Source organism: Vibrio sinensis, assembly GCF_003605645.1.
In the GTDB taxonomy this organism is placed as follows: Bacteria; Pseudomonadota; Gammaproteobacteria; order Enterobacterales; family Vibrionaceae; genus Vibrio; species Vibrio sinensis.
Genome location: NZ_QVMU01000022.1, coordinates 60,832 through 82,177, shown reverse-complemented (window position 1 = coordinate 82,177; position 21,346 = coordinate 60,832). Strand labels below are relative to the sequence as shown.

Here is a 21,346-nt window from a genome sequence, read left to right as displayed (position 1 = left end):
CATTGAGATGATGTTCTTGGCAAAACTCAGCGGTAATCTGTAACTCTTTAGAAAACTCAGACATAAAAAAATCGGCCTCAACTATGTTGAGACCGATTATGAACCCTGCTCAGGATCGTTCAATTATTTAAAACGATCAGCATTAGTCATTTGACAAGCCTTTTTAGTTTCTGTAACAGTGTTTCTGAAGCGGAATAGAAACACCTGATGTTATTATTAATACTATGCCTGGCTTGCACTAAGCAGAGATGACATTAAGCCGAAATAGCACTAAGTCGGTCTTCAGAGTAGGCATAACCAAGGTGTTGAGTTTTAGCACGATACATTGCTATATCGGCATTGTTGAGACACTTTTCGATAGAAACTGGCGTATTTTGAGAGAAGTGCTCAATACCAATACTTAAACTGATTGAAAATACATGATCTAAGTAGTGTACTGGTTCGCAAGCGACTGCTTGAACTTTCTTCGCCAATAAATTCGCTTGATTGCGATTGAAAGGCGACTCAATTGTAATGACAAACTCATCGCCACCCAGTCGATATAGTTTTTGGTTTTCAAGATCTAGGGACGAACTTAAGCGTTGAGCAACGTCAATTAATAGTTGATCACCAGCAGAGTGCCCATAAGTATCATTAATTTTTTTAAACCCATTGAGGTCTATGACCATAATGGTAGCCTCATTTACTTCCCCTTGATTCGCTTTCGCTAAAAAATGATTAAAGCAAAATCGATTTGGAACTTGAGTGAGGACATCGGTAATTAATTGACTTTCAGCTATCTGCTTCGCATTAACCAGTTCGGTGATATCGAGTGCTGAACATTCTATTTCATTGTTCGCTGTCTGACTTCGATTGACTTTAAAGTAGCGGACTTCCGTGCCTATATTGAGCGAATAGTTAAAGCTATCAGTGTGGGCACAAGCGAATAATAGTTGAATAAACTCGTCGAGCTTTTCTGTTTGCTGGTTTTGAGGGATTAATGCTAATAGTTCGGTGAACTTTGAGTTTGAACGAATAATCTTATGGTGTTTGATATTGATAACGAACAGGCATACTTGAGTCAAATTGTAGGTGCGTGAATAGCGTTCTTCACTATCAGTGAGCTTAGTAATGATCTCTTTCAGCTGGTATCTCATTGTTTCGAGAGCGTTAAAGATAGCAGTGATCTCAACGAAATTTGAATCCGTTTTGGATGGTGTTTGATAGTCGCCTTTGGTGATTTGAATGGCAAATTGCTGTAAATCGGTAAAAGGGCGTTTTAATGTAGAAACAACGACTTTACTAAATAGTAAAGCGATACTACCTAAGATTAATAGGAAAATTGACGCTTTTGGTAACGTTGTTGAGATAATATGCCCAGTGAAAGCGCTTGGGTCTTTGATTACAGTTAGTAATCCAATTTGTTGTTGGTCTTCATAGATCGGATACTCAAATAGCTCACCAGCTTTTCCTGAGTTAATGATCTCTGCCATGGTCATTGCATACTGATCTGACTCTAGTTTGACAGAAATTACATAGTCGAGTTGAGAAGCTCGAGTTGCCACAAGTTCCGCAGCAAGTAAGTCAAAGTTGAGTAATGCTTTTTTTGATTCGAGTAGTTGTTGCGTGATCACCCGTTCATAACGCTTGGTTTCAGCACTATGCTCAAGATATATATCACGGCCAATATTAATCCCCCCAAATATAAAGATGGGGATAGTAGTCAGTAATAGATAGATGGTGATAACGTATGAATAAAGGGTCTTCATAATGAATGTGTGCAAGCTTCATCTATCTTTTGTGAGATAACGCTACTTTTACCTTTCAGTTGCAACAATAGCTGTTGGATAACTTGTTTATCGTCGTTAGTGAGATTTGGGTTTTCTTTGTTGATCGAGATGGCAATAACCCCATGTTTGATACCAAATTGTTTTTGGTTGCCATTCCAAATACCATTTTTAAGTTGCATTAAAGCGGCATAAACAGCGACGTCTGCCTTTTTTTCTAATGAAGCAAGGGTTGTCTTTGGATACTCATTTGAATAGTCGTAGTCAATGCCAAAGCTGTAACCTTGTCCATGTTGTTTGACTGAATCGACAACGCCTAAACTAGCATAGCCCGCTACTGGGAATATAATATCAATATCGCTGTCGAGCATATCTTTAGCAATATTCTTTGCCCCTTGTACGTCTTCCCATGAAAATGCGCCATTATTGATATATTGGCTCTCTACCGTTGCTGTTGGGTTCGCATCCTTGACACCTAATTGGAATCCACAATTAAAATCGTTTATGACTGGGATATCCATTCCGCCAATAAAACCTATTTTTCCTGATGAGGTTTTCAGCCCGCTTAGATATCCGATAACGTAGGACCCCTCTGCATGATTGAATGTCAGTCCAAGAATATTTGGAACATGATAGGAGACATCCAATGAAATAAATTGAGTTGACGGGTATCGCCTAGCCAATTCAGGGAATGATGGTATTGCATTCGATTCTTGAACAATAATCGGGCTAAACCCCTCTTTTGCTACTTTTTCGAGTGTATCAAGGTAAATGTCGTGATCCGGTTGTACCTGTATTCGTGCTACGGCAATACCGGTTTTTTCTTCAAAGCGTTGAATGCCCATATCAACGACTTGAAGATAGGAGCCTTGTTGGACTGTTCCTTGAAATAAGACCAATGGCTTGAAGTGAGAAGCGTTAGCCATCGCCAAACTTGAACATAGAATACCAGTAAACAAAATAACAAGTGATACACGATGAAATACAAAGCGTCCGAGGTTAAATCCGGAATGATGGGGGATTATCTGTTTTGGCATCGCCTACTTTTCACTTTCATTGAGATTAATAGTAGATATTACTATATAGAAAATAATGCAACTTATTGTTTATGTGACGAGTTTATTCTCACGAAGTTCGTTAAACAATGATATAGATCTCATTTGTAGAATGCCGTTCTGTTTGTTGAGTGCTGATAGAAAGTGGTTTATCAGTATTCGGAGTGTAAATTGTAGCTTAATGACTCAAATTGTTGTTATTGGAAGCGAGAAAGCTTTTCTTCTAACATTGTCAGTCTTTGGGTTAAGTTTGCAACTTGTTGCTCTAACTGTTTGATTTTATCGCTGTCGCTATCTTTTGGTGAAGTGACTTCCACCTTTGGAACATGCTGAGTATTCTTCCAGCTTCGAATTACGCTAACCAGAGCAGGAATAGGTATAGGCGTACTTAAACGTGCTTTTACCATAGCAACGGTTGGCTTTTTTCCTTCCAAGTCTAATTGTTCAAGTACATCTTTTAGCTCTTGGCTAACATCTTGAGTAAGCATAAAACCTCCTTATTTCCTTAGATAGCCAATATTACTTGCGAATGAGGATTTTGGCGAATGGAAAATTCGGAAGTGTCGTGTGCGAGATATCTCACACGTGATGTGAGAAAAACAGAAGATTTGCTAGAGCTAAAAGGTATTTATTTGTATAACCTGATGATTTTAATGTGATTTTTCAAGTGTTAATTTTATGTATCACAAAGGCGCATTTGCCATAGTATTGTCTATTTTAGCCATTCAGGTAAATTATTCCGTGTCGACAGGATGCCGACACGGAATAGGAAAGACCACGGAAAAGGTTAGCTTCAGGATGAAGCAAAGATTGGCTAGGATTGCTAATCACAAAAGGATTTATGGACATTGTATGGAAACAATCATCGGTAGGATGCTGATGACAACGGAATGACAATGGACCCCTCTAGGAAAGAGGTAGGACACCGCTCAAGGAACAAGTGATGAGTGCTAGTCGGGAAGATTAGCTTTCAGGATGAATTGGACACCGCTAGGATGGCGAAGCTAGGAATTTGCTGAAGGATTTAGCAGCTATTAAGGATGATGCATGGAGCTCCTTTTGTAGCCGGATTGCTGCGAGTGAGAATATAACCCCGATACATATGTATCGGGGTTTTTCTTATCAACATGCCATACCAAAGCCCAAATAATAATCTAAATCAATAATTCAATTTGTCAGTTGGTATAAGTTTTCGACTTCGTTACTTCTATTGATACTCTGTAACTAACAATACGGAGTCGATAGTCTGTATTGGTAAAGAAGTCACTATTGCGGCGTGCTGCTTTCAAGGATGTATCGTGACTATAGTAACCCGACGACTGTTATTGGTCCCTTATAACTATTCATTACAATCAGAGTTCTTAATGTTGAACTGTTGTGTAAAGAATCGAGCTGAAATGAATGGACCACATACGGTCTCTTCGGCAAAACAGCTATTTCAACATGTACTCAGTGATGAGTCTCTTCATGCTAGAGCCGTGCTCGATAGTTACAATCGAGAGTATATCGGTCATCTCTTCATCTCAGATCTGTATGGTGAGCCCGAGTTAGGTTTTATTTTTGATAAAGCTTATTGGGGGAAAGGCATCGCTTTGGAAGCACTAAGTGCTTTTGTTCCAAAAGCGATGAGAGAGCGTAAGCTCACTTCAATAAAATCGGCCGTGAACAGGCATCACATTGCCGCAAGCCGCGTCTTAGAAAAAATGGGCTTTGAGTTTGTTTGCGAAAAACATGATGCACTTGGTTCCTATAAAGAGTATCAATTTACATCCGATGTGGTTGAAGATGAAACTTCACAATATGAAACCCTTGCATGGTAAGTTCACCTCGGTAGCAGTCATCCCCTAGTGATGAAAACTCAAATTCATAAAGTGTGTGCCAACGCCAGACTCCTTCCGGCGTTTTTAACTTATGCGATTTCAAGGCGATACTCACCAGTTGTAAATCTAGTTGCTCACACTTACGCCTAACGGCATTTTTCGCTATTTCAGCTTGTCTTCTCTGTTGCCAGAATAAAAAACAAATCAAACTTAACAGTACAATGCCGATAAGGTGCTCGAACATATTCATGCTTTAGTTGCTTGCTGAAGTTGAATGAGAGCACTCGCTAATTCCTCTGACGGGTTTGAGTGCAGTAAAGGTAAAATGATCATCCTTAATTCTGGTAGCATCACGAGATCGGCAAACATCTGATTAAACAAAGTTTGATTGCCAGTTTGAGCTAGGCGCAATAAGAATAACTCAGCGACCTTAGGCTCATTGAGTAAATGCCAACTTCGCCCGGCAATACCAATAAGCACTTCCTGATGACTTAAGCGTGGGCTCGCGAGGACCTGTTCTAAAATCGGTCGTGATAATGTCGTATTTGCCCCAGAGAGTGCTCGTATTAGTGCCGATAATAGGAAAATATCCGGACATTGCGAGTCGAGTTCATTTTGGGTCATTTCAACCAATCGTAGTGCTAAGCGGTCTGGAAGGTTGACGTGCTCTAGAGCGCCAAGTACGACATATAGTGGCTGTGATGGGAGGTTCGGTAGTGCCTTTCTTAGTAATACACCATTTTGTTCTGACTTTAGTCGTGCACTGATATCCGTCACGCCCTGCAATCCTATAGTGTGCCATTTATCCCAGCCTAATCCACCGCCAAGGTAGTGCTGGGCATGCTCATAGTATTGGCTGCAAGGTAGGCCTAGATCGGCACGGATCTGACTATGGAACACAGCCATCTTGTCTTCTGATGGTTTAAAGGTGTATGGGTTATTCGCAAGCTTTTGCTGTTTTTCTTCATCCATGTCCTGGTTAAGATGTGTTCCCATCGCTTCGATAACGAATTTAATAAAGTTACCAATGTCTGATTGTTTTAGCAGGCCGCGCTCATCCAAATCAAATTTTAGAAACCAGATCCAAGGTTGTTTGGCTTCATTCCAATAAGCAATAGCAAGGTGTGCTTTTCGCTGCAATGGGAATGGATAAGGCAGTTGTCCTTTTTCAATATCAGCAAAGCGTGAGTTGTCGATTTGTTTGATACGACGACCAAGATCGAAGACTTGGTAATCACAACCACTATTGGTCAGCAGTTGCGTCAGAGTATGAATAGTGTCCATGGAAGATTTGTCCTAACTTTCTTTAGTCTATAAATGGTATTCTATGCCCCATTTTCAAGGCCAAAGATTAAGTTTTATGACGCAAGTAGAGCAACTCTCCAAATTATTGGACAAACTTGAAGTTGAGATGCAAGCAAATGGTACATGGCAAACGCAAGCTCCAAGTGAATCAGCACTAATGAGTGTCGAGCCTTTTGCGATAGATACCTTGCTACCACACGAGTGGCTTCAGTGGATTTTCATCCCCCAAATGCGCTTTCTCATCACTCAAAATTGTTCATTACCGGCTGAGTTTTCGATGGCTGCTTACTTTGAAGAAAGCTGGAAAACAGAGACGCAATTTTGCGCGGTTATTCGAGTGATCCAACAAATTGATAAGGTATCGCTATCATGCTAGAAATCGTTTATCAGGATGAATATTTTGTCGCGGTAAACAAACCCGCAGGAATGTTGGTTCATCGTAGTTGGTTAGATAGGCATGAAACACAATTTGTGATGCAAACGCTACGCGACCAAATTGGTCAGCATGTCTTTCCACTACATCGATTAGATAGGCCTACTTCTGGAGTGCTGATTTTTGCATTATCAAGTGAGGTCGCATCACAAGTGATGCCGATGTTTGCTAATCACGAGATGAAGAAAACTTATCATGCGATAGTTCGTGGTTGGATAGAAGAGGGGGGAACACTTGATTACCCGCTTAAAGTCGAGCTAGACAAAATCGCCGATAAATTTGCGAGTGATGAAAAAGAAGCTCAAGAAGCCGTGACTGACTACCAGCCATTGGCGAGCGTCGAAGTGCCGCATTCTACAGGGCGTTTTCCTACGACTCGTTATTGTCTGATGGAGTTAAGCCCACACACTGGGCGCAAACATCAGTTACGTCGCCACATGGCGCATCTGCGTCACCCTATTGTAGGAGATACGACGCATGGTGACGGTAAACATAACAAACTATTTCGCGATGTATACGATTCGCATCGATTACTATTGCACGCCTCTATTTTAGAGTTTGTTCACCCATTTAGTGGTGAAACATTAACGATAAAAGCGGGGTTTGATGAAACATGGCAGGCATTGAGTGATGCGTTTGACTGGGTGCTTCCCTCGTTAAAATAGATAAAATGAAGCCCTCATTGTGAGGGCTTCATTATGATGTTTAAAAATGTTATTTCGCGAGATAGTCACGAATGGACTGTTCAATTCCTTTTGCATCTAGACCAAGATCAACGTGCAATTCCTCTTGTGTACCTTGAGGAATAAAGCGATCTGGCAAACCTAGATTAAGCACTGGCTTGATGAGTTTCTCTTGCATCATAAACTCAATCACGCCGGCTCCGGCTCCGCCTGCAATGGCATTCTCTTCGATAGTAACGAGTACATCGTGATCGGCAGCAAGTTGCTTAATTAGCTCATGATCCAGAGGTTTCGCAAAACGCATATCGGCAACGGTAGCATTCAATGCTTCAGCGGCTTCTAGCGCGTTTGGCATAAAGGTGCCAAAGTTCAGAATTGCCACTTTCTCGCCTTCGCGGATCATTCGACCTTTACCAATTTCTAGTACGCTAAATTCTTGCTCAATCTTTGTGCCCATGCCGCTACCTCGTGGGTAACGCACAGCACTTGGTCCCGAATGTTTGTGACCAGTGTAGAGCATTTGACGACATTCGTTTTCATCACTTGGTGTCATGATCACCATGTTTGGAATGCAGCGCATAAAGCTAATATCAAACGCACCTTGGTGAGTTTGACCATCAGCACCTACTAGACCAGCACGATCAATAGCGAACATGACTGGTAAATCCATAATTGCGACATCGTGAATTAACTGATCATAGCCACGTTGTAAGAACGTCGAGTAGATAGCAACAATCGGATTGTATCCGCCAATTGCCATACCTGTTGCTAGCGTCACCGCATGTTGTTCAGCGATAGCGACATCGAAATATTGCTCTGGAAATTCTTTCGAGAAACGTACCATGCCAGAGCCCTCACGCATGGCAGGGGTAATCGCCATGAGTTTTGGGTCTTGAGCTGCCATATCGCAAAGAAAATCACCGAAAATCTTAGAAAATGTCGGTTTTGTGCTAGAACTTTTCGGTAAACTAGAGTGGCTTGGATCAAATTTAGGCACGCCGTGGTAACCAATCGGATCTTTCTCCGCTGGCTCATAACCTTTGCCTTTTTTGGTCATAATGTGGAGGAACTGCGGCCCTTTTAGTTCGCGCATGTTCTTAAGCGTTTTGACTAACTCATTGACATCATGGCCATCGACTGGGCCGATATAGTTGAATCCCAGTTCCTCGAATAGCGTTCCCGGAACAACCATACCTTTAAGGTGCTCTTCTGTACGGCGAACCAATTCTTTAATTGGCGGGACGCCAGACAGAACTTTCTTACCACTTTCACGAATTGAGGTATATAAGCTGCCAGATAGCACCTGCGCAAGGTGTTTATTGAGTGCGCCAACGTTCTCAGAAATCGACATTTCATTGTCATTTAAGATCACTAACATGTCGGAGTGGATATCCCCCGCATGGTTCATCGCTTCAAATGCCATACCAGCGGTAATTGCACCATCACCGATAACACTTACAACTTTACGGTTTTTACCCTCTTTACCTGCAGCAATCGCCATGCCCAAGCCAGCACTGATAGACGTAGAAGAGTGACCAACAGAAAGCGTGTCATATTCGCTTTCTTCACGCCAAGGAAATGGGTGTACCCCATTTTTTTGACGTATGGTTGGCATCTGCTCGCGGCGACCCGTCAAAATTTTGTGTGGATAGGCTTGATGGCCTACGTCCCAAATTAATTGGTCAAAAGGAGTATTGTAGACGTAGTGAAGTGCGACCGTAAGCTCAACAGTTCCAAGCCCAGAAGCCAAATGACCACTAGACTGGCTCACTGAATTGAGTAAGTAGGTACGTAATTCATCACAGAGGGTTGGCAGCACACTTTTTGGTAGGCTGCTTAATTCCTCTGGGGTATTAGCCAGAGCTAAAGTTGGATATTTTGAGATATCAAGAGTCATATTATTGCGCGCTTATAGTGTTAGTTTTTGCGCTCGATGACATATCGGGCGAACGCTTCGAGTAACTCTGTATTGTATGGGATTGCGTCCAAAGCTTGAAGCGCTTCGTCTAACAGAGTGTGAGCTTTGTTAATCGCACCATCCAAACCTAATAGGGCTGGGTAAGTACTCTTGTTTAATTCTTGATCTGAACCTTGCGGTTTTCCTAATGTTTCCGTATCGCTAATGATATCAAGGATGTCATCTTGCACTTGGAAAGCCAGACCAATAGCATCTGCATATTTATCAAGTAACGGCAGAATGTCGACACCTTTTTGTCCGGAAGCTAAAGCGCCGAGACGGATCGCACATTTCATTAACGCACCGGTCTTGTTGCGGTGAATTTCTTCGAGTTCTTGCAGCGATACTTGACGGTTTTCTGCCGCTAGATCTAACGCTTGTCCTATACACATGCCATTAGCACCTGATGCTTGTGCAAGCACTTTCACCATGGTGATACGTTGCGCTTCAGCTCTAGGATCAAGCTGGCCTTCGGCAAGTATTGTGAACGCGAGAGTCTGTAATGCATCGCCAGTTAAAATGGCGATAGCTTCGTCAAATTTCACGTGACAAGTTGGCTGGCCTCGACGAAGTTCATCGTCGTCCATCGCGGGTAAGTCATCATGAATTAGCGAGTAAGCGTGAATGCATTCAATCGCGGAAGCAGGAGTGTCTAAGTCCTCGAGTTTACAACCTAACATTTGGCCAGTAATGTAAACAAGAAACGGTCGAGCTCGTTTTCCGCCGAGCAGTAACCCATATCGCATGGCTTCAATTAGGGGTTGGTTTTGGTGAGGAATTTGGCTCAACCAAGATTCTAATTGTGCATTATTTCTTTGTTGGTAAGAGGATAAAGCCTCAAGCATAGAGCATTCTCTAACAGTGATTATTCAGGTTGAGCGTCAAAATCAGACAGGGGTGATGAATCATCATTTTGCAGCAAAATACTTACACGCTGCTCTGCGTCACTGAGTTTACTTTGTCCTGCACGCGCTAAGGCGATACCACGCTCAAAGTTTTTTAACGCATCATCTAGGGCAAGATCGCCATTTTCTAGGTTCTCGACAATCGCATCTAGCTCTTCGATGGTTGCTTCAAACGTCATGTTTTCTGGTTTCTTGTTCGCCATAATAATTCTACATTCTCCAAGATGCACGCAAGTTACCTTAGCCGTTAATGATGGTCAAATTTAACCGAATAAATTTGTCATAAAAATCGAGATCAATTTTACTCGAGTTAGGGGTATAAGATCAAAATAGTCTCCGTAAAGCGGATCATGACACTGACTTGTCCAGATTTGTGTGACCGTCATTCTAATAAATCATTAAAGTTCTGAAGCAGTTGCCGATATAATTTGTTAGAAGCTTTAAGTTAGCATGAGGAGTGCTTTGTGGATTTAGCGACGCTAATAGGACTCATTGGCGGTTTCGCTTTCGTTATCATGGCAATGGTCTTGGGCGGAAGCATAATGATGTTCGTCGACGTAACGTCGATATTGATCGTAGTGGGTGGCTCCACATTTGTTGTATTGATGAAGTTCACTCTTGGACAATTTTTTGGTGCCGCCAAAATTGCCGGTAAAGCATTTATCTTTAAAACTGATGAACCTGAAGATCTGATTGCCAAAATTGTAGAAATGGCAGATGCGGCTCGTAAAGGGGGGTTTTTAGCTCTTGAAGAAATGGAAATTACCAATAATTTCATGCAAAAAGGCATTGATTTATTAGTTGATGGCCATGATGCTGACGTTGTTCGTTCAGCCTTACAAAAAGATATTGCACTTACCGATGAACGCCATACCCAAGGGACCGGCGTATTCCGTGCCTTTGGTGATGTTGCCCCAGCGATGGGTATGATTGGTACGTTAGTCGGTTTGGTGGCTATGCTATCTAATATGGATGACCCAAAATCTATTGGCCCAGCAATGGCCGTTGCACTTTTAACGACACTGTACGGTGCAATTTTGTCAAACATGCTGTTTTTCCCGATTGCAGATAAATTGTCGTTGCGTCGTGAGCAAGAAAAACTCAATCGTCGTTTGATTATGGATGGCGTTCTCGCCATACAAGATGGGCAAAACCCACGCGTTATTGATAGCTATCTGAAAAACTATCTCAATGAAGGTAAGCGCGCTCTCGATGTAGATAACGAGTAAGGAAGCGGTATGGATGATGAAGATTGCAAATGTCCGCCCCCCGGTGCCCCGGCGTGGCTGGCAACGTTTGCGGATTTAATGTCATTGTTAATGTGCTTCTTTGTATTGTTACTTTCTTTCTCTGAAATGGATGTATTGAAGTTCAAACAAATTGCTGGTTCGATGAAGTTTGCATTTGGCGTACAAAATCGCTTGGATGTTAACGATATCCCTAAAGGGACGAGTATTATTGCGCAAGAATTTCGTCCAGGTAGGCCAGAGCCGACACCCATTGATGTGATCATGCAGCAAACCATAGATATCACAAAGCAAACTCTTGATTTTCATGAGGGGGAGTCGGATCGCGCGGGTGGTACTCAGCGAGACAAAGGACAATTAACTGGTGGAAAATCAGCGGATACCTCCACAGAAGATAACCAAAACACTCAATCGGAAAATGACCAACAGCAAGAGCAACAAGCCTCTGAAATGTCGGCTGAGATGGAAACTGTTTTAGAGAGTATCAAAAAAGCACTTGAGCGGGAGATTGATCAAGGAGCCATTGAGGTGGAAAGTCTGGGTCAGCAAATTGTTATTCGGATTCGTGAAAAAGGCGCGTTCCCAGAGGGGTCAGCATTTTTACAACCTAAATTCCGTCCTTTGGTACGTCAAATTGCTGAACTGGTAAAAGATGTCCCCGGTATTATTCGAGTCTCAGGACACACTGACAACCAACGAGTTGACTCTGAACTTTATCGTTCCAATTGGGACTTGTCAGCGCAACGCGCTGTTTCTGTTGCTCAAGAAATGGAAAACGTTCGTGGCTTTACCCATCAACGTTTACGCGTTCGAGGAATGGCGGATACCGAGCCGCTGGGGCCTAATGATACGGAAGCGCAACGTTCGAGAAATCGCCGCGTAGAGATCAGCATAATGCAAGGTGAACCCTTGTATAGCGATGAAGTTCCCGCGCTTCAGCAGTGAATAAACAAAGGCGAGCATCATGCTCGTCTTTTTTATGCTCAATTCATCATGTATAATCTTGCGCCCTTAGAGACCAGTGTGTGATATCGACTCAATATAGCGTTTCGATATAGCGTTTAAACGTATCGCATTGGTGATGATTGCGAAAACTAACTTGCGAAGTAATTATGAAATTTATTGTTAAACCCCATCCGGAAATTTTTGTAAAAAGTGAATCAGTGCGTAAGCGCTTCACAAAGATTCTTGAGAGCAATATTCGCAACATCATCAAAAGCCGCACTGAGTCAGTTGCGGTCTTTAACCGTCGCGACCATATTGAAGTTACTTCTGAATCCGATAAATACTACAACGAAACGTTGGAAGTATTGACACACACACCGGGTATTCACCATGTACTTGAAGTTAAGCAATCAGAGTTTACTGATATGCATAACATCTACGAGCAAGTGTTAGAATTAAGCCGCCCACTGATCGAAAATAAAACATTCGTGGTTCGTGCTAAACGTCGTGGTAAGCACGACTTTACTTCTATTGAACTTGAGCGTTACGTTGGTGGCGGCTTAAACCAAGCGGTAGAAACCGCGAAAGTTAAACTTCAAAAACCAGATGTGACGGTTAATATTGAAGTGAGCAACGAAAAGCTGAACCAAGTACTTGCTCGCCATAAAGGCCTTGGTGGTTTCCCTCTAGGTACACAAGAAGACCTTCTAAGCTTAATTTCAGGCGGTTTCGACTCTGGTGTATCAAGCTACCTGCACATTAAACGTGGTTCAAAAGTACATTACTGCTTTTTCAACCTAGGTGGCCCTGCTCACGAAATTGGTGTGAAGCAAGTATCGCATTACCTATGGAATAAATACGGCTCTTCAGCAAAAGTACGTTTTATCTCTGTGGACTTTGAGCCAGTAGTCGCTGAGATTCTTGAGAAAGTTGATGACGGCCAAATGGGCGTTGTGCTTAAACGTATGTTTATGCGTGCAGCTGGCCAGGTTGCTGAGAAATTCGGCATTCAAGCTCTAGTTACAGGTGAAGCACTAGGTCAAGTTTCAAGTCAAACTCTGACGAACCTACGTCATATCGATAACGTAACAGATACGTTGATTCTACGTCCGCTTATTAACTGGGACAAAGAAGATATCATTGATGTCGCACGTAAGATTGGTACTGAAGATTTCGCTAAAACGATGCCTGAGTACTGTGGTGTTATTTCTAAAAAACCAACTGTGAAAGCAGTGAAAGGTAAATTAGAAGCGGAAGAAGCGAAGTTTGACTTCTCTATCCTAGATCGAGTGGTTGAAGAAGCTCGTCAAATGGATATCCGTGACATCGCTAAAGAGTCAGAGAAAGTTGCGCCTGAGGTTGAACAAGTTCAAGCGGTTGAGGAACATGCAATTGTTCTTGATATTCGTAGTCCAGATGAAGAAGACGAAAGCCCATTGGAAATTGATGGCGTGGAAGTTAAGCATCTACCTTTCTACAAACTTGCGACTCAGTTTGGCGATTTAGATCAGTCTAAAACTTACCTACTCTACTGTGAGCGTGGTGTAATGAGCCGTCTGCAAGCACTTTACTTGCAAGAGCAAGGCTTTGCTAACGTGAAAGTTTACCGTCCGTAAGGTTGGGTAAAGTGATTTGAATGAAAAGCAGACTCCAACGAGTCTGCTTTTTTTATATCTTACGTGCAGATGTAGAAAGGTTTGCTGACCCTAGCTTTGATAGAGATACAAAATTGGGGTATAAAAAAACACCGCCATATAGGCGGTGCTAAAAAATTTGACAGACAGGTCAAAATAAATACAGGAAGTATTGTTCTGTTTCTTGGGATTAGTGAAACACAACATGGGTAGAACAACTACCCAACTCGAAATACGAGTTTGCAAACACAACATCGCAATAGAAGCCAATTGATTCTAAACAGAATCAAGCCGTTCTGGCTCCCGTTACGGAACGAAATATAGAATTTCTCTGGCCGACAGACAATCGACAAATTATAATGTTTCAGATTAAAAAAACTAATCTGTCATTTTGAGGGCGACTATGTCTAGAAGATTACCACCTCTTAACTCGTTAAAGGTCTTTGAAGCGGCTGCACGCCACTTAAGCTTTACTCGAGCTGCGGAAGAACTGTTTGTAACTCAGGCAGCAGTTAGCCATCAAATTAAAGCGTTAGAAGAGTTCCTCGCGCTCAAGTTATTTCGTCGAAGAAATCGCTCTTTGTTATTAACAGAAGAGGGACAAAGTTACTTTCTCGATATCAAAGATATTTTCTCTTCGTTAGCGGAAGCAACGGATAAAGTATTGGAACGTAGTGAAAAAGGGGCACTGACAATCAGCTTGCCACCGAGCTTTGCGATCCAATGGCTTGTCCCACGACTCAGTGATTTTAACCAACAAGAACCGGATATTGATGTCCGTATCAAAGCGGTTGATATGGATGAGGGGTCATTGACCGATGATGTGGATGTGGCCATCTACTATGGTCGCGGAAACTGGCCGGGTCTACGAGCGGATAAGCTCTATCAAGAGTTTTTGATTCCACTTTGCTCTCCATCTCTCCTTTTAGGTTCAAAACCATTAGAAACACTAAGTGATTTACAACGACACACTCTCTTACATGATACGTCTCGCAAAGATTGGAAACAGTTCGTCAAAGAGTACAGTATTGACGGCGTAAATGTGAATCATGGTCCGATCTTTAGCCACTCAACGATGGTGCTACAAGCTGCTGCCCATGGACAAGGGGTCGCACTAGGAAATAATGTTTTAGCCCAACCAGAGTTGGATGCAGGACGCCTCATCGCTCCTTTCGATGAGATGCTGGTCTCGAAGAATGCGTTTTATGTCGTTTGTCATGAGAAACAAGCGGAAATGGGGCGTATCGCGACATTTCGTGACTGGATGTTAGCAAAAGCACACAGTGAACAAGAGGTATTGTTGGATGAATGATCCGTTAGTCCCCAGTTCTTTGCAACGACACACATTACAAGAACATCTCTTGGTTAATGGAAAAGGGGCTGATGGTACGCTAGAGCAACCTGTGTTTATTTTTGCTCACGGTGCTGGGGCAGATATGAACCACGATTTTATGGCTAAGGTTGCGCAGGGCGTAGCAGCTAAAGGCATTTGTGTCGTGCGTTTTAACTTTCCTTATATGATCAAGCGCGCCGAAGATGGTAAACGTAGGCCACCAGACAGAGCACCTAAGTTGCTTGAAGCTTATCAGCAAGTATTAGCACAGTTCGCCTCACACAAAGTGGTGATTGGTGGTAAGTCAATGGGCGGTCGCATGGCGAGCTTGCTGGAAGAAGATGAGCGGGTTGCGGGTATTGCTTGTGTCGGTTTTCCTTTTCACCCACCAGGTAAACCTGAAAAATACAAAGGCGATCATTTAGCGAGGATGAGTAAACCTTGTCTTATTTTGCAAGGGGAACGAGATATTTTCGGCAATCAAACTGAGGTCAATACGTTTGATTTCTCTTCTCTTATTCAGGTGCAATTTATCCCAGATGGTGATCATAGTATGAAACCGAGAAAACGTTCTGGGTTCACGGAGCAGCAAAATATTGAGCAAGTGGTTGATTCGCTTGCGGCATTTATTTTGGAGGTTTGTGATGAACAGTAAATTGATGCTCACTATCGGTGGAACGTTGGCCGGTATTGGTGTTGCTCTTGGTGCGTTTGCCGCACACGGTTTGAAAACCATGCTTTCGCCATATTTATTGGATGTCTTTGCTACAGGCGTTCAATATCAATTTATTCACGCGATTGCGATTTTGCTGTGCGGGATCCTGCTGCAATTTAAATTGTCCCCAAAGGGACGAAAATATTTCGCCCTTGCCGCGATTTGCTTTATCATCGGCGTCTTTTGTTTTAGCGGCAGTCTTTACGCACTCGCGTTAACTGGTATTAAGTGGTTTGGCCCTATAACGCCCTTTGGCGGCCTCTTCTTTATGCTGGGATGGGGACTGTTTGTATACGCAGCACTACAGATCAACGAGGTGAATCAGTGAAACAAGTAATGCTCTATTGCCGAGCGGGCTTTGAAAAAGAGTGTGCAGGAGAAATCCAAGATCGCGCTAACAAGCTAGAAGTGTATGGTTTCCCTCGCGTGGCAAAAAATACAGGTTATGTGCTGTTTGAATGTTATCAAGCGGGTGATGCCGAGAAATTGATCAAAAAGGTCGATTTCCAATCGCTTATTTTTGCCCGTCAAATGTTTGCTGTCGCGGTAGAATTTACTGACTTGCCTCGCGAAGATCGTATCTCTCCAATTTTGAATGAATTGGCTGATCTTGAACGTTTCCCTATGTGTGGTGATCTTCGTATTGAAACCCCAGACACCAATGAAGCAAAAGAGCTTTTGAAGTTCTGCCGTAAATTTACTGTACCAATGCGTCAAGCATTGCGTGGTAAAGGTGTGCTCATGAATAAAGAGCACAGCAAAAAGCCAGTTCTACACCTATGCTTCGTGGCACCAGGTCACTGCTTTATCGGTTACTCATTAAGAAATAATAGTTCACAGTTCTTTATGGGTATTCCTCGTTTGAAATTCCCAGCTGATGCACCAAGCCGTTCAACATTGAAGCTAGAGGAAGCGTTCCACGTTTTTATTCCTCGTGCTGAATGGGATGAGCGCCTGTCATCAGGTATGTGGGCTGTGGATCTTGGTGCTTGCCCAGGTGGTTGGACTTATCAGCTTGTTAAACGTTCGATGTTTGTTCACTCTGTGGATAATGGTCTGATGGCTCAAAGCTTGATGGATACAGGCCAGGTGAAACACCACCAAGAAGATGGTTTTAAATTTGAGCCTATTCGTAAGAACGTAACTTGGTTAGTGTGTGACATGATCGAGAAACCATCTCGCGTTGCTCAGTTGATGGGTGAGTGGATCATCAGTGGTTGGGCGAAAGAAGCTATCTTCAACCTAAAACTACCGATGAAAGGTCGCTACGATGAAGTGCTACAAGATATTGAAAACTTGAAGCAATTCTTTATCGATAATAATGTGAAATTCAAACTACAAGCAAAACACTTGTACCATGATCGTGAAGAAATTACGGTACACGTTCAGTGTTTATCAAATATCTCACCACATTAATAATGTCATCCCGATATATGGTATCGGAAATTTGATAGAAAAAAGGCTCTGATTTCAGAGCCTTTTTTTATGCATTTGGTCCGGAATAACGGATGTCCTGTAGATTGAAACCCAGTTCAATATCTGTTTTTAAACTGGCTATTTGCTTGCAACGGCGAGCCAAATCGATATGTTCATCGAGTTTTTTGCGGTATTTCTTTGCTAGTTCATCAGATGCGTAAGCCTGCTCGATATCAGAAAATACCGTTAAAATCTCTTTAGCGGCTTTTGGCCCGACTCCAGGTACACCTGGAACTTGGCTTGAACTTACGCCAGTTAAGCCCCAATAGTCCGCTAACTGACTAGGCTCTACGCCAAACTCTTTCTCAATGAACGGAGCATCAAGCCAGCGATGTTGGAAATAATCACGGATTTGTAGCGTAGGAGAGAGTAATTGACAGTAGCCTTTATCGGTCGAAATGATGGTTACTTTTTCGTTGTGACTGGCGACTTTCATCGCTAAAGTTGCGACCAAGTCATCAGCTTCATCACCATCTGAAAGCAGTGAGTCGATACCTTGTTGCCACCATGCGTCTTGGATCGCTTCCATCCCTTTTTCTAGAGGTTCAGGCATGGGTTTACGGTTTTGCTTATATTCAGGCAAAATCTCAGCGCGCCAACCTCTGTCTTGGAGATGGTGATCAAAGACGGCAATGATGTGTGTAGGATTGGATTCGTTGATGATGCGCGTTAAAGTTCGCGATGTGGTTTCTATGGTTCTGGTGATGTCGTTAGGATCTGGTTGAACGGAATGAACACGTCGAATCAGGTTTAGGGCATCAATAATGACAAGATGAATAGACATAGAAACAAAACAATAAGGGCTAATTGCCCTTATTGTAATGCATCAGTTTGATATTGCTACCGTAATCCAACGTTCAACTCATGATGGTGTCAAACCGTTGAGCGATTGATGCGGAATTAATTGCTCATGATCTTGTAACAAGGCTCATACGCAGAGCCGCCTGGTAATTTCATGCGGTCTTGTGCAACAAAGTCTTTCAGCAATCGGTCCATTTTTTTCATTAAATCGGCATCGCCATCTAATAAGAATGGTCCTTTACGTTCAATTTCTCGAATTCCCTCTGCTTTGACATTACCAGCAACGATGCCTGAAAATGCCTGGCGTAGTGTTGCTGCCAAGTTTTCTGGGCGTTGATTTAGATGAAGATCTAAACTAGCCATGTTTTCGTGAGTGGGCTCAAATGGTAATTGAAACTCTGGTTCTATTTTAAGTGACCAGTTGAAGCTGTATGCGTCACCATTGTCTTTACGGTGCTGGCGAACACTCTCTAACCCTTGTTTCATGATTTGTGCCACTTTGGCCGGATCATCAATCACTATCTGATAATGTTTTTGCGCCTCAACACCTAACGTGTCGCCAATAAACTGATCGATAGAACGGAAATAGGCTTCGTTTTCTTTCTGTCCTGTTAGAACGATCGGCATCGGTTGAGTGGCATTCTCTGGGTGCATCATAATGCCCAAAATATAGAGCAGTTCCTCTGCGGTGCCTGGGCCTCCAGGGAAGATAATGATGCCATGCGCCATACGCACAAACGCTTCAAGACGTTTTTCGATATCCGGCATAATGACCAGTTCGTTAACGATTGGGTTTGGCGGCTCAGCGGCAATAATTGAGGGTTCAGTTAAACCAAGGTAACGGGCATCTTCATAACGCTGCTTAGCATGTCCAATAGCCGCGCCTTTCATTGGTCCTTCCATTGCGCCGGGGCCACACCCCGTGCAAATATTCATTTCACGCAACCCAAGCTCGTTACCCACTTCGCGAGTGTATTGATATTCGGTTGCATTAATGGAATGGCCACCCCAACAGACAACGAGGTTAGGTTCTATTCCCGGAGTGAGGGCTCCGGCATTACGTAAAATACCAAAAACTAAATTGGTAATGTGGGTGGCATTGGTAAGGTTAAGGCGTTGATTGTCGGCGAGGTGCATATTGACGTAGACAATATCTCGCAACACCGAGAAAAGGTGTTCTTGAATGCCTTTGATGATTTGGCCATCAACGAATGCATGTTCTGGTGGATTACTCAGTTCAAGCTTAATACCACGTTCACGGCGCACCACGTTTACATCAAAAGATTTATGCTTGTCGAGCAGTTCTTTGGAGTTATCGGTATGGCTGCCTGAATTCAATACAGCGAGAGTACAATTACGGTATAACTGGTAGAGATCACTAGACGCCGTCTTTTTAAGGCGCTCAACTTCAAGTTGAGAAAGCAAATCCATGCTACCGGCAGGGCTAATATGTGTGATCATCTTGGCCTCCTTGACGAAAAGTTCGTCGGCGATGACGTTACTCAGGACATGTTCTCGTTATGATTCTATGTGTCTGAGTAACGAGAGTAGTATCTTCTAGCTTAGCATTTTTTAGTGAATGTAAAAGGCTAACTAATTGATATATCTACATCAATCACGAACTTTACTTGAGGCGTTATTTCCAGATGAGCTGATTAGCACCTAATGCTTTAGCTTCTTTAAGCATGATATTTAATCGATCGAGCACTTCTTCTGGTGTATCAGAATCTTTAAAGCGCAAACCTGAGCCAGAAAGGGTAATCATTAGATTCTGATCGCGGAACTTGAATGGTAATTTGGATACTTGCTTTTGAATGTTAGCGACCAGTTCAAAGCAGTCTGAATCGCTACGCTCTGGTAGTAATAGAATAAATTCTTCACCAGAGAAACGTGCTACCGTATCCGTTTTACTCACTTCATGTTCTATCGTACGAGCGATGATTTTTAAGGCTTTATCACCAGCGGTATAGCCAAAGCTATCATTAATTGCTTTGAAAGAATCAATATCAAGTAGCACAATTCTAAAATTATGTTGAGAGCGGATCCAGCGTCGATATTCCAACTCAAGACGTTCAGCAAAAGCGGTTCGGTTATACAACTTAGTCAATGGATCTTGCAGCATACGTTGCGCTTGGTCTTCTAAACGACGGCGATAATCTTGTGTTGTTTCATACATCGCTTCTAACTGATTATTGCTATGCACCATTCGTTCGATAAGGGTTTCTTCACGTTGTTCAGCATGGTTCAAACGTTCAGAAAGTGAGGCGATTTGATCCAACAATGGATTTACACTATTACGTAACTGCTCAATTTCTTCGGCATTATTGACAGCGGTTTGTGACTCGTTAATCAGTTCAGAGAGCTCGCCATTATACTCTTTACGTTGCTCGAAGTAGCTTTGGCTCTGATCAACAATTTGTGCATTGCTTTTTAAAGTCGAAGCCAGAGACGAGTTAATCTGTTCTAGAAATTGTTGCGATGTTTTTCGTTCAAAGTGTGTACCTTGAATGACCAATTTTAGAATTTGTAGCGTGAGTTCGAGTAATGCTTGGGTGCTCACACCAATAAGAAGCTTCGCTCTAATATCGATCAGTAACTCACCAGATTCACCATCAAAGTCGAGTTCAGTAATAAGAAGCTGTAATTCGTGGTTGAGTCGTAGAATCAGTTCTTTATCAGCATTAGATGTAATATCGTTTTCGTAAGAACTTGGGTTGGAGGTTAATATTTTTACTGCGCGTTCATAAATGCTCAATAGCTGCAATGTTTGGCCAGCTTGAGGCATATTTTTTGTACCCGAAAAACTCAGTAGATCGCGTAAGTCACGTTTGATCTTAGCTGGTAATCCAACCACTCTCAGTAACATTTCACCACTGTTTTTTATTTGGGTATCTAGGTGATCCTTGTCTTTTTTCATAGCCAGCATCTGTTGCTTTGAAAGACGCTCTAGCACCGCAAATTTTGGAATAAGCGAGCTTATGTCTTTGTTTTGTTCCAATGCTTGGCAAATTTCAGCCAAGCTGGCTCTCAACCTCGGATCATCCCTAACACAGGCATCGCTTAACGAGGTAATGATGCGTTTTAATACCTTCTGTTCACGTTTAAATTTGAACGAGGTATCTCTGTGTGTCAAACGAACTTTTTCCAATTGAGATTTTAGGTTATGTAACTGTGACTGGATATCTTGTTCGAGCACGCCCATGTAGTAATAAACTTTCGTATTATTCGATCGGTGACGATCTTAATTTAGTAATCTATTGATAATAACAAA

General features: G+C 42.5%; 21 protein-coding genes. 10 read left to right on the top strand and 11 right to left on the bottom strand.

Annotation, left to right across the window (positions count from 1 at the left end):
- Positions 1 to 254: 254 nt before the first annotated feature.
- The 3 genes from DZ860_RS18300 to DZ860_RS18290 form a co-directional block, all read right to left on the bottom strand.
- Entirely contained in the window at positions 255 to 1,763 is a 1,509-nt protein-coding gene (locus DZ860_RS18300) for a GGDEF domain-containing protein (RefSeq protein WP_243641884.1), read from the bottom strand.
- On the bottom strand, positions 1,745 to 2,803 hold the full coding sequence (locus tag DZ860_RS18295) for a BMP family ABC transporter substrate-binding protein (protein WP_120034176.1): 1,059 nt from the start codon (positions 2,801 to 2,803) through the stop codon (positions 1,745 to 1,747). The genes DZ860_RS18300 and DZ860_RS18295 overlap by 19 nt, the downstream gene beginning before the upstream one ends.
- A 215-nt stretch (positions 2,804 to 3,018) precedes the next feature.
- Positions 3,019 to 3,309 carry a hypothetical protein gene (locus DZ860_RS18290; RefSeq protein WP_120034174.1) on the bottom strand — a complete coding sequence of 97 codons (291 nt, stop codon included), beginning with the start codon at positions 3,307 to 3,309 and terminating at the stop codon, positions 3,019 to 3,021.
- An 831-nt stretch (positions 3,310 to 4,140) separates the two neighbouring features.
- Here DZ860_RS18290 and DZ860_RS18285 point away from each other — a divergent pair.
- Positions 4,141 to 4,641: a GNAT family N-acetyltransferase gene (locus tag DZ860_RS18285; RefSeq protein ID WP_207890656.1), complete on the top strand. Its 501-nt coding sequence runs from the start codon at positions 4,141 to 4,143 to the stop codon at positions 4,639 to 4,641.
- On the opposite strand, the gene DZ860_RS18280 is transcribed toward DZ860_RS18285, so the two are convergent.
- Positions 4,586 to 4,885, bottom strand: a complete 300-nt coding sequence (locus DZ860_RS18280; RefSeq protein ID WP_120034170.1) for a DUF3301 domain-containing protein — start codon at positions 4,883 to 4,885, stop codon at positions 4,586 to 4,588. The genes DZ860_RS18285 and DZ860_RS18280 overlap by 56 nt on opposite strands.
- A 2-nt stretch (positions 4,886 to 4,887) precedes the next feature.
- Positions 4,888 to 5,925, bottom strand: coding sequence for a DUF3549 family protein (locus DZ860_RS18275; protein ID WP_120034168.1), 1,038 nt, complete (start codon positions 5,923 to 5,925; stop codon positions 4,888 to 4,890).
- A gap of 76 nt (positions 5,926 to 6,001) precedes the next feature.
- Here DZ860_RS18275 and DZ860_RS18270 point away from each other — a divergent pair, with 76 nt between their 5' ends.
- On the top strand, positions 6,002 to 6,322 hold the full coding sequence (locus DZ860_RS18270) for a YqcC family protein (protein ID WP_120034166.1): 321 nt from the start codon (positions 6,002 to 6,004) through the stop codon (positions 6,320 to 6,322).
- On the top strand, positions 6,316 to 7,044 hold the full coding sequence (truC, locus tag DZ860_RS18265; protein WP_120034164.1) for a tRNA pseudouridine(65) synthase TruC: 729 nt from the start codon (positions 6,316 to 6,318) through the stop codon (positions 7,042 to 7,044). Before DZ860_RS18270 ends, truC begins: the two co-directional genes overlap by 7 nt.
- Positions 7,045 to 7,093: 49 nt before the next feature.
- Here the strand turns inward: truC and dxs are convergent, their stop codons facing one another.
- Genes dxs through xseB form a run of 3 tightly spaced genes read right to left on the bottom strand, consistent with a single transcriptional unit; the run spans position 7,094 to position 10,127 of the window.
- Positions 7,094 to 8,959 carry a 1-deoxy-D-xylulose-5-phosphate synthase gene (gene dxs / locus DZ860_RS18260; RefSeq protein ID WP_120034162.1) on the bottom strand — a complete coding sequence of 622 codons (1,866 nt, stop codon included), beginning with the start codon at positions 8,957 to 8,959 and terminating at the stop codon, positions 7,094 to 7,096.
- Between the two features lie 20 nt (positions 8,960 to 8,979).
- Positions 8,980 to 9,864, bottom strand: coding sequence for a (2E,6E)-farnesyl diphosphate synthase (ispA, locus tag DZ860_RS18255; protein ID WP_120034160.1), 885 nt, complete (start codon positions 9,862 to 9,864; stop codon positions 8,980 to 8,982).
- 20 nt (positions 9,865 to 9,884) lie between these two features.
- The gene (xseB, locus tag DZ860_RS18250) at positions 9,885 to 10,127 is read right to left on the bottom strand and encodes an exodeoxyribonuclease VII small subunit (protein WP_120034158.1); all 243 of its coding nucleotides are present in this window, start codon (positions 10,125 to 10,127) and stop codon (positions 9,885 to 9,887) included.
- A 261-nt stretch (positions 10,128 to 10,388) separates the two neighbouring features.
- On the opposite strand from xseB, the gene pomA reads away from it, so the two are divergent.
- The 7 genes from pomA (at position 10,389) to rlmM (ending at position 17,214) form a co-directional block, all read left to right on the top strand.
- Complete coding sequence (gene pomA, locus DZ860_RS18245; protein ID WP_120034156.1) at positions 10,389 to 11,153, top strand: flagellar motor protein PomA; 765 nt, start codon at positions 10,389 to 10,391, stop codon at positions 11,151 to 11,153.
- 9 nt (positions 11,154 to 11,162) lie between these two features.
- Positions 11,163 to 12,116 carry a flagellar motor protein MotB gene (locus tag DZ860_RS18240; RefSeq protein ID WP_120034154.1) on the top strand — a complete coding sequence of 318 codons (954 nt, stop codon included), beginning with the start codon at positions 11,163 to 11,165 and terminating at the stop codon, positions 12,114 to 12,116.
- 167 nt (positions 12,117 to 12,283) lie between these two features.
- On the top strand, positions 12,284 to 13,732 hold the full coding sequence (gene thiI, locus DZ860_RS18235) for a tRNA uracil 4-sulfurtransferase ThiI (protein WP_120034152.1): 1,449 nt from the start codon (positions 12,284 to 12,286) through the stop codon (positions 13,730 to 13,732).
- A gap of 421 nt (positions 13,733 to 14,153) precedes the next feature.
- Positions 14,154 to 15,062 carry a transcriptional regulator GcvA gene (locus DZ860_RS18230; protein WP_120034150.1) on the top strand — a complete coding sequence of 303 codons (909 nt, stop codon included), beginning with the start codon at positions 14,154 to 14,156 and terminating at the stop codon, positions 15,060 to 15,062.
- The gene (locus DZ860_RS18225) at positions 15,055 to 15,738 is read left to right on the top strand and encodes an alpha/beta fold hydrolase (RefSeq protein ID WP_120034148.1); all 684 of its coding nucleotides are present in this window, start codon (positions 15,055 to 15,057) and stop codon (positions 15,736 to 15,738) included. Before DZ860_RS18230 ends, DZ860_RS18225 begins: the two co-directional genes overlap by 8 nt.
- The gene (locus DZ860_RS18220) at positions 15,728 to 16,126 is read left to right on the top strand and encodes a DUF423 domain-containing protein (RefSeq protein WP_120034146.1); all 399 of its coding nucleotides are present in this window, start codon (positions 15,728 to 15,730) and stop codon (positions 16,124 to 16,126) included. The genes DZ860_RS18225 and DZ860_RS18220 overlap by 11 nt, the downstream gene beginning before the upstream one ends.
- On the top strand, positions 16,123 to 17,214 hold the full coding sequence (gene rlmM, locus DZ860_RS18215) for a 23S rRNA (cytidine(2498)-2'-O)-methyltransferase RlmM (RefSeq protein ID WP_120034144.1): 1,092 nt from the start codon (positions 16,123 to 16,125) through the stop codon (positions 17,212 to 17,214). The genes DZ860_RS18220 and rlmM overlap by 4 nt, the downstream gene beginning before the upstream one ends.
- A 67-nt stretch (positions 17,215 to 17,281) precedes the next feature.
- Here rlmM and xni read toward each other — a convergent pair whose 3' ends face one another.
- From xni to DZ860_RS18200, 3 genes are all read right to left on the bottom strand, one after another.
- Positions 17,282 to 18,058 carry a flap endonuclease Xni gene (xni, locus tag DZ860_RS18210; RefSeq protein WP_120034142.1) on the bottom strand — a complete coding sequence of 259 codons (777 nt, stop codon included), beginning with the start codon at positions 18,056 to 18,058 and terminating at the stop codon, positions 17,282 to 17,284.
- Between the two features lie 116 nt (positions 18,059 to 18,174).
- Entirely contained in the window at positions 18,175 to 19,536 is a 1,362-nt protein-coding gene (gene ppnN / locus DZ860_RS18205; RefSeq protein ID WP_120034140.1) for a nucleotide 5'-monophosphate nucleosidase PpnN, read from the bottom strand.
- Between the two features lie 175 nt (positions 19,537 to 19,711).
- The gene (locus tag DZ860_RS18200) at positions 19,712 to 21,277 is read right to left on the bottom strand and encodes a GGDEF domain-containing protein (RefSeq protein ID WP_120034138.1); all 1,566 of its coding nucleotides are present in this window, start codon (positions 21,275 to 21,277) and stop codon (positions 19,712 to 19,714) included.
- Positions 21,278 to 21,346: the final 69 nt, after the last annotated feature.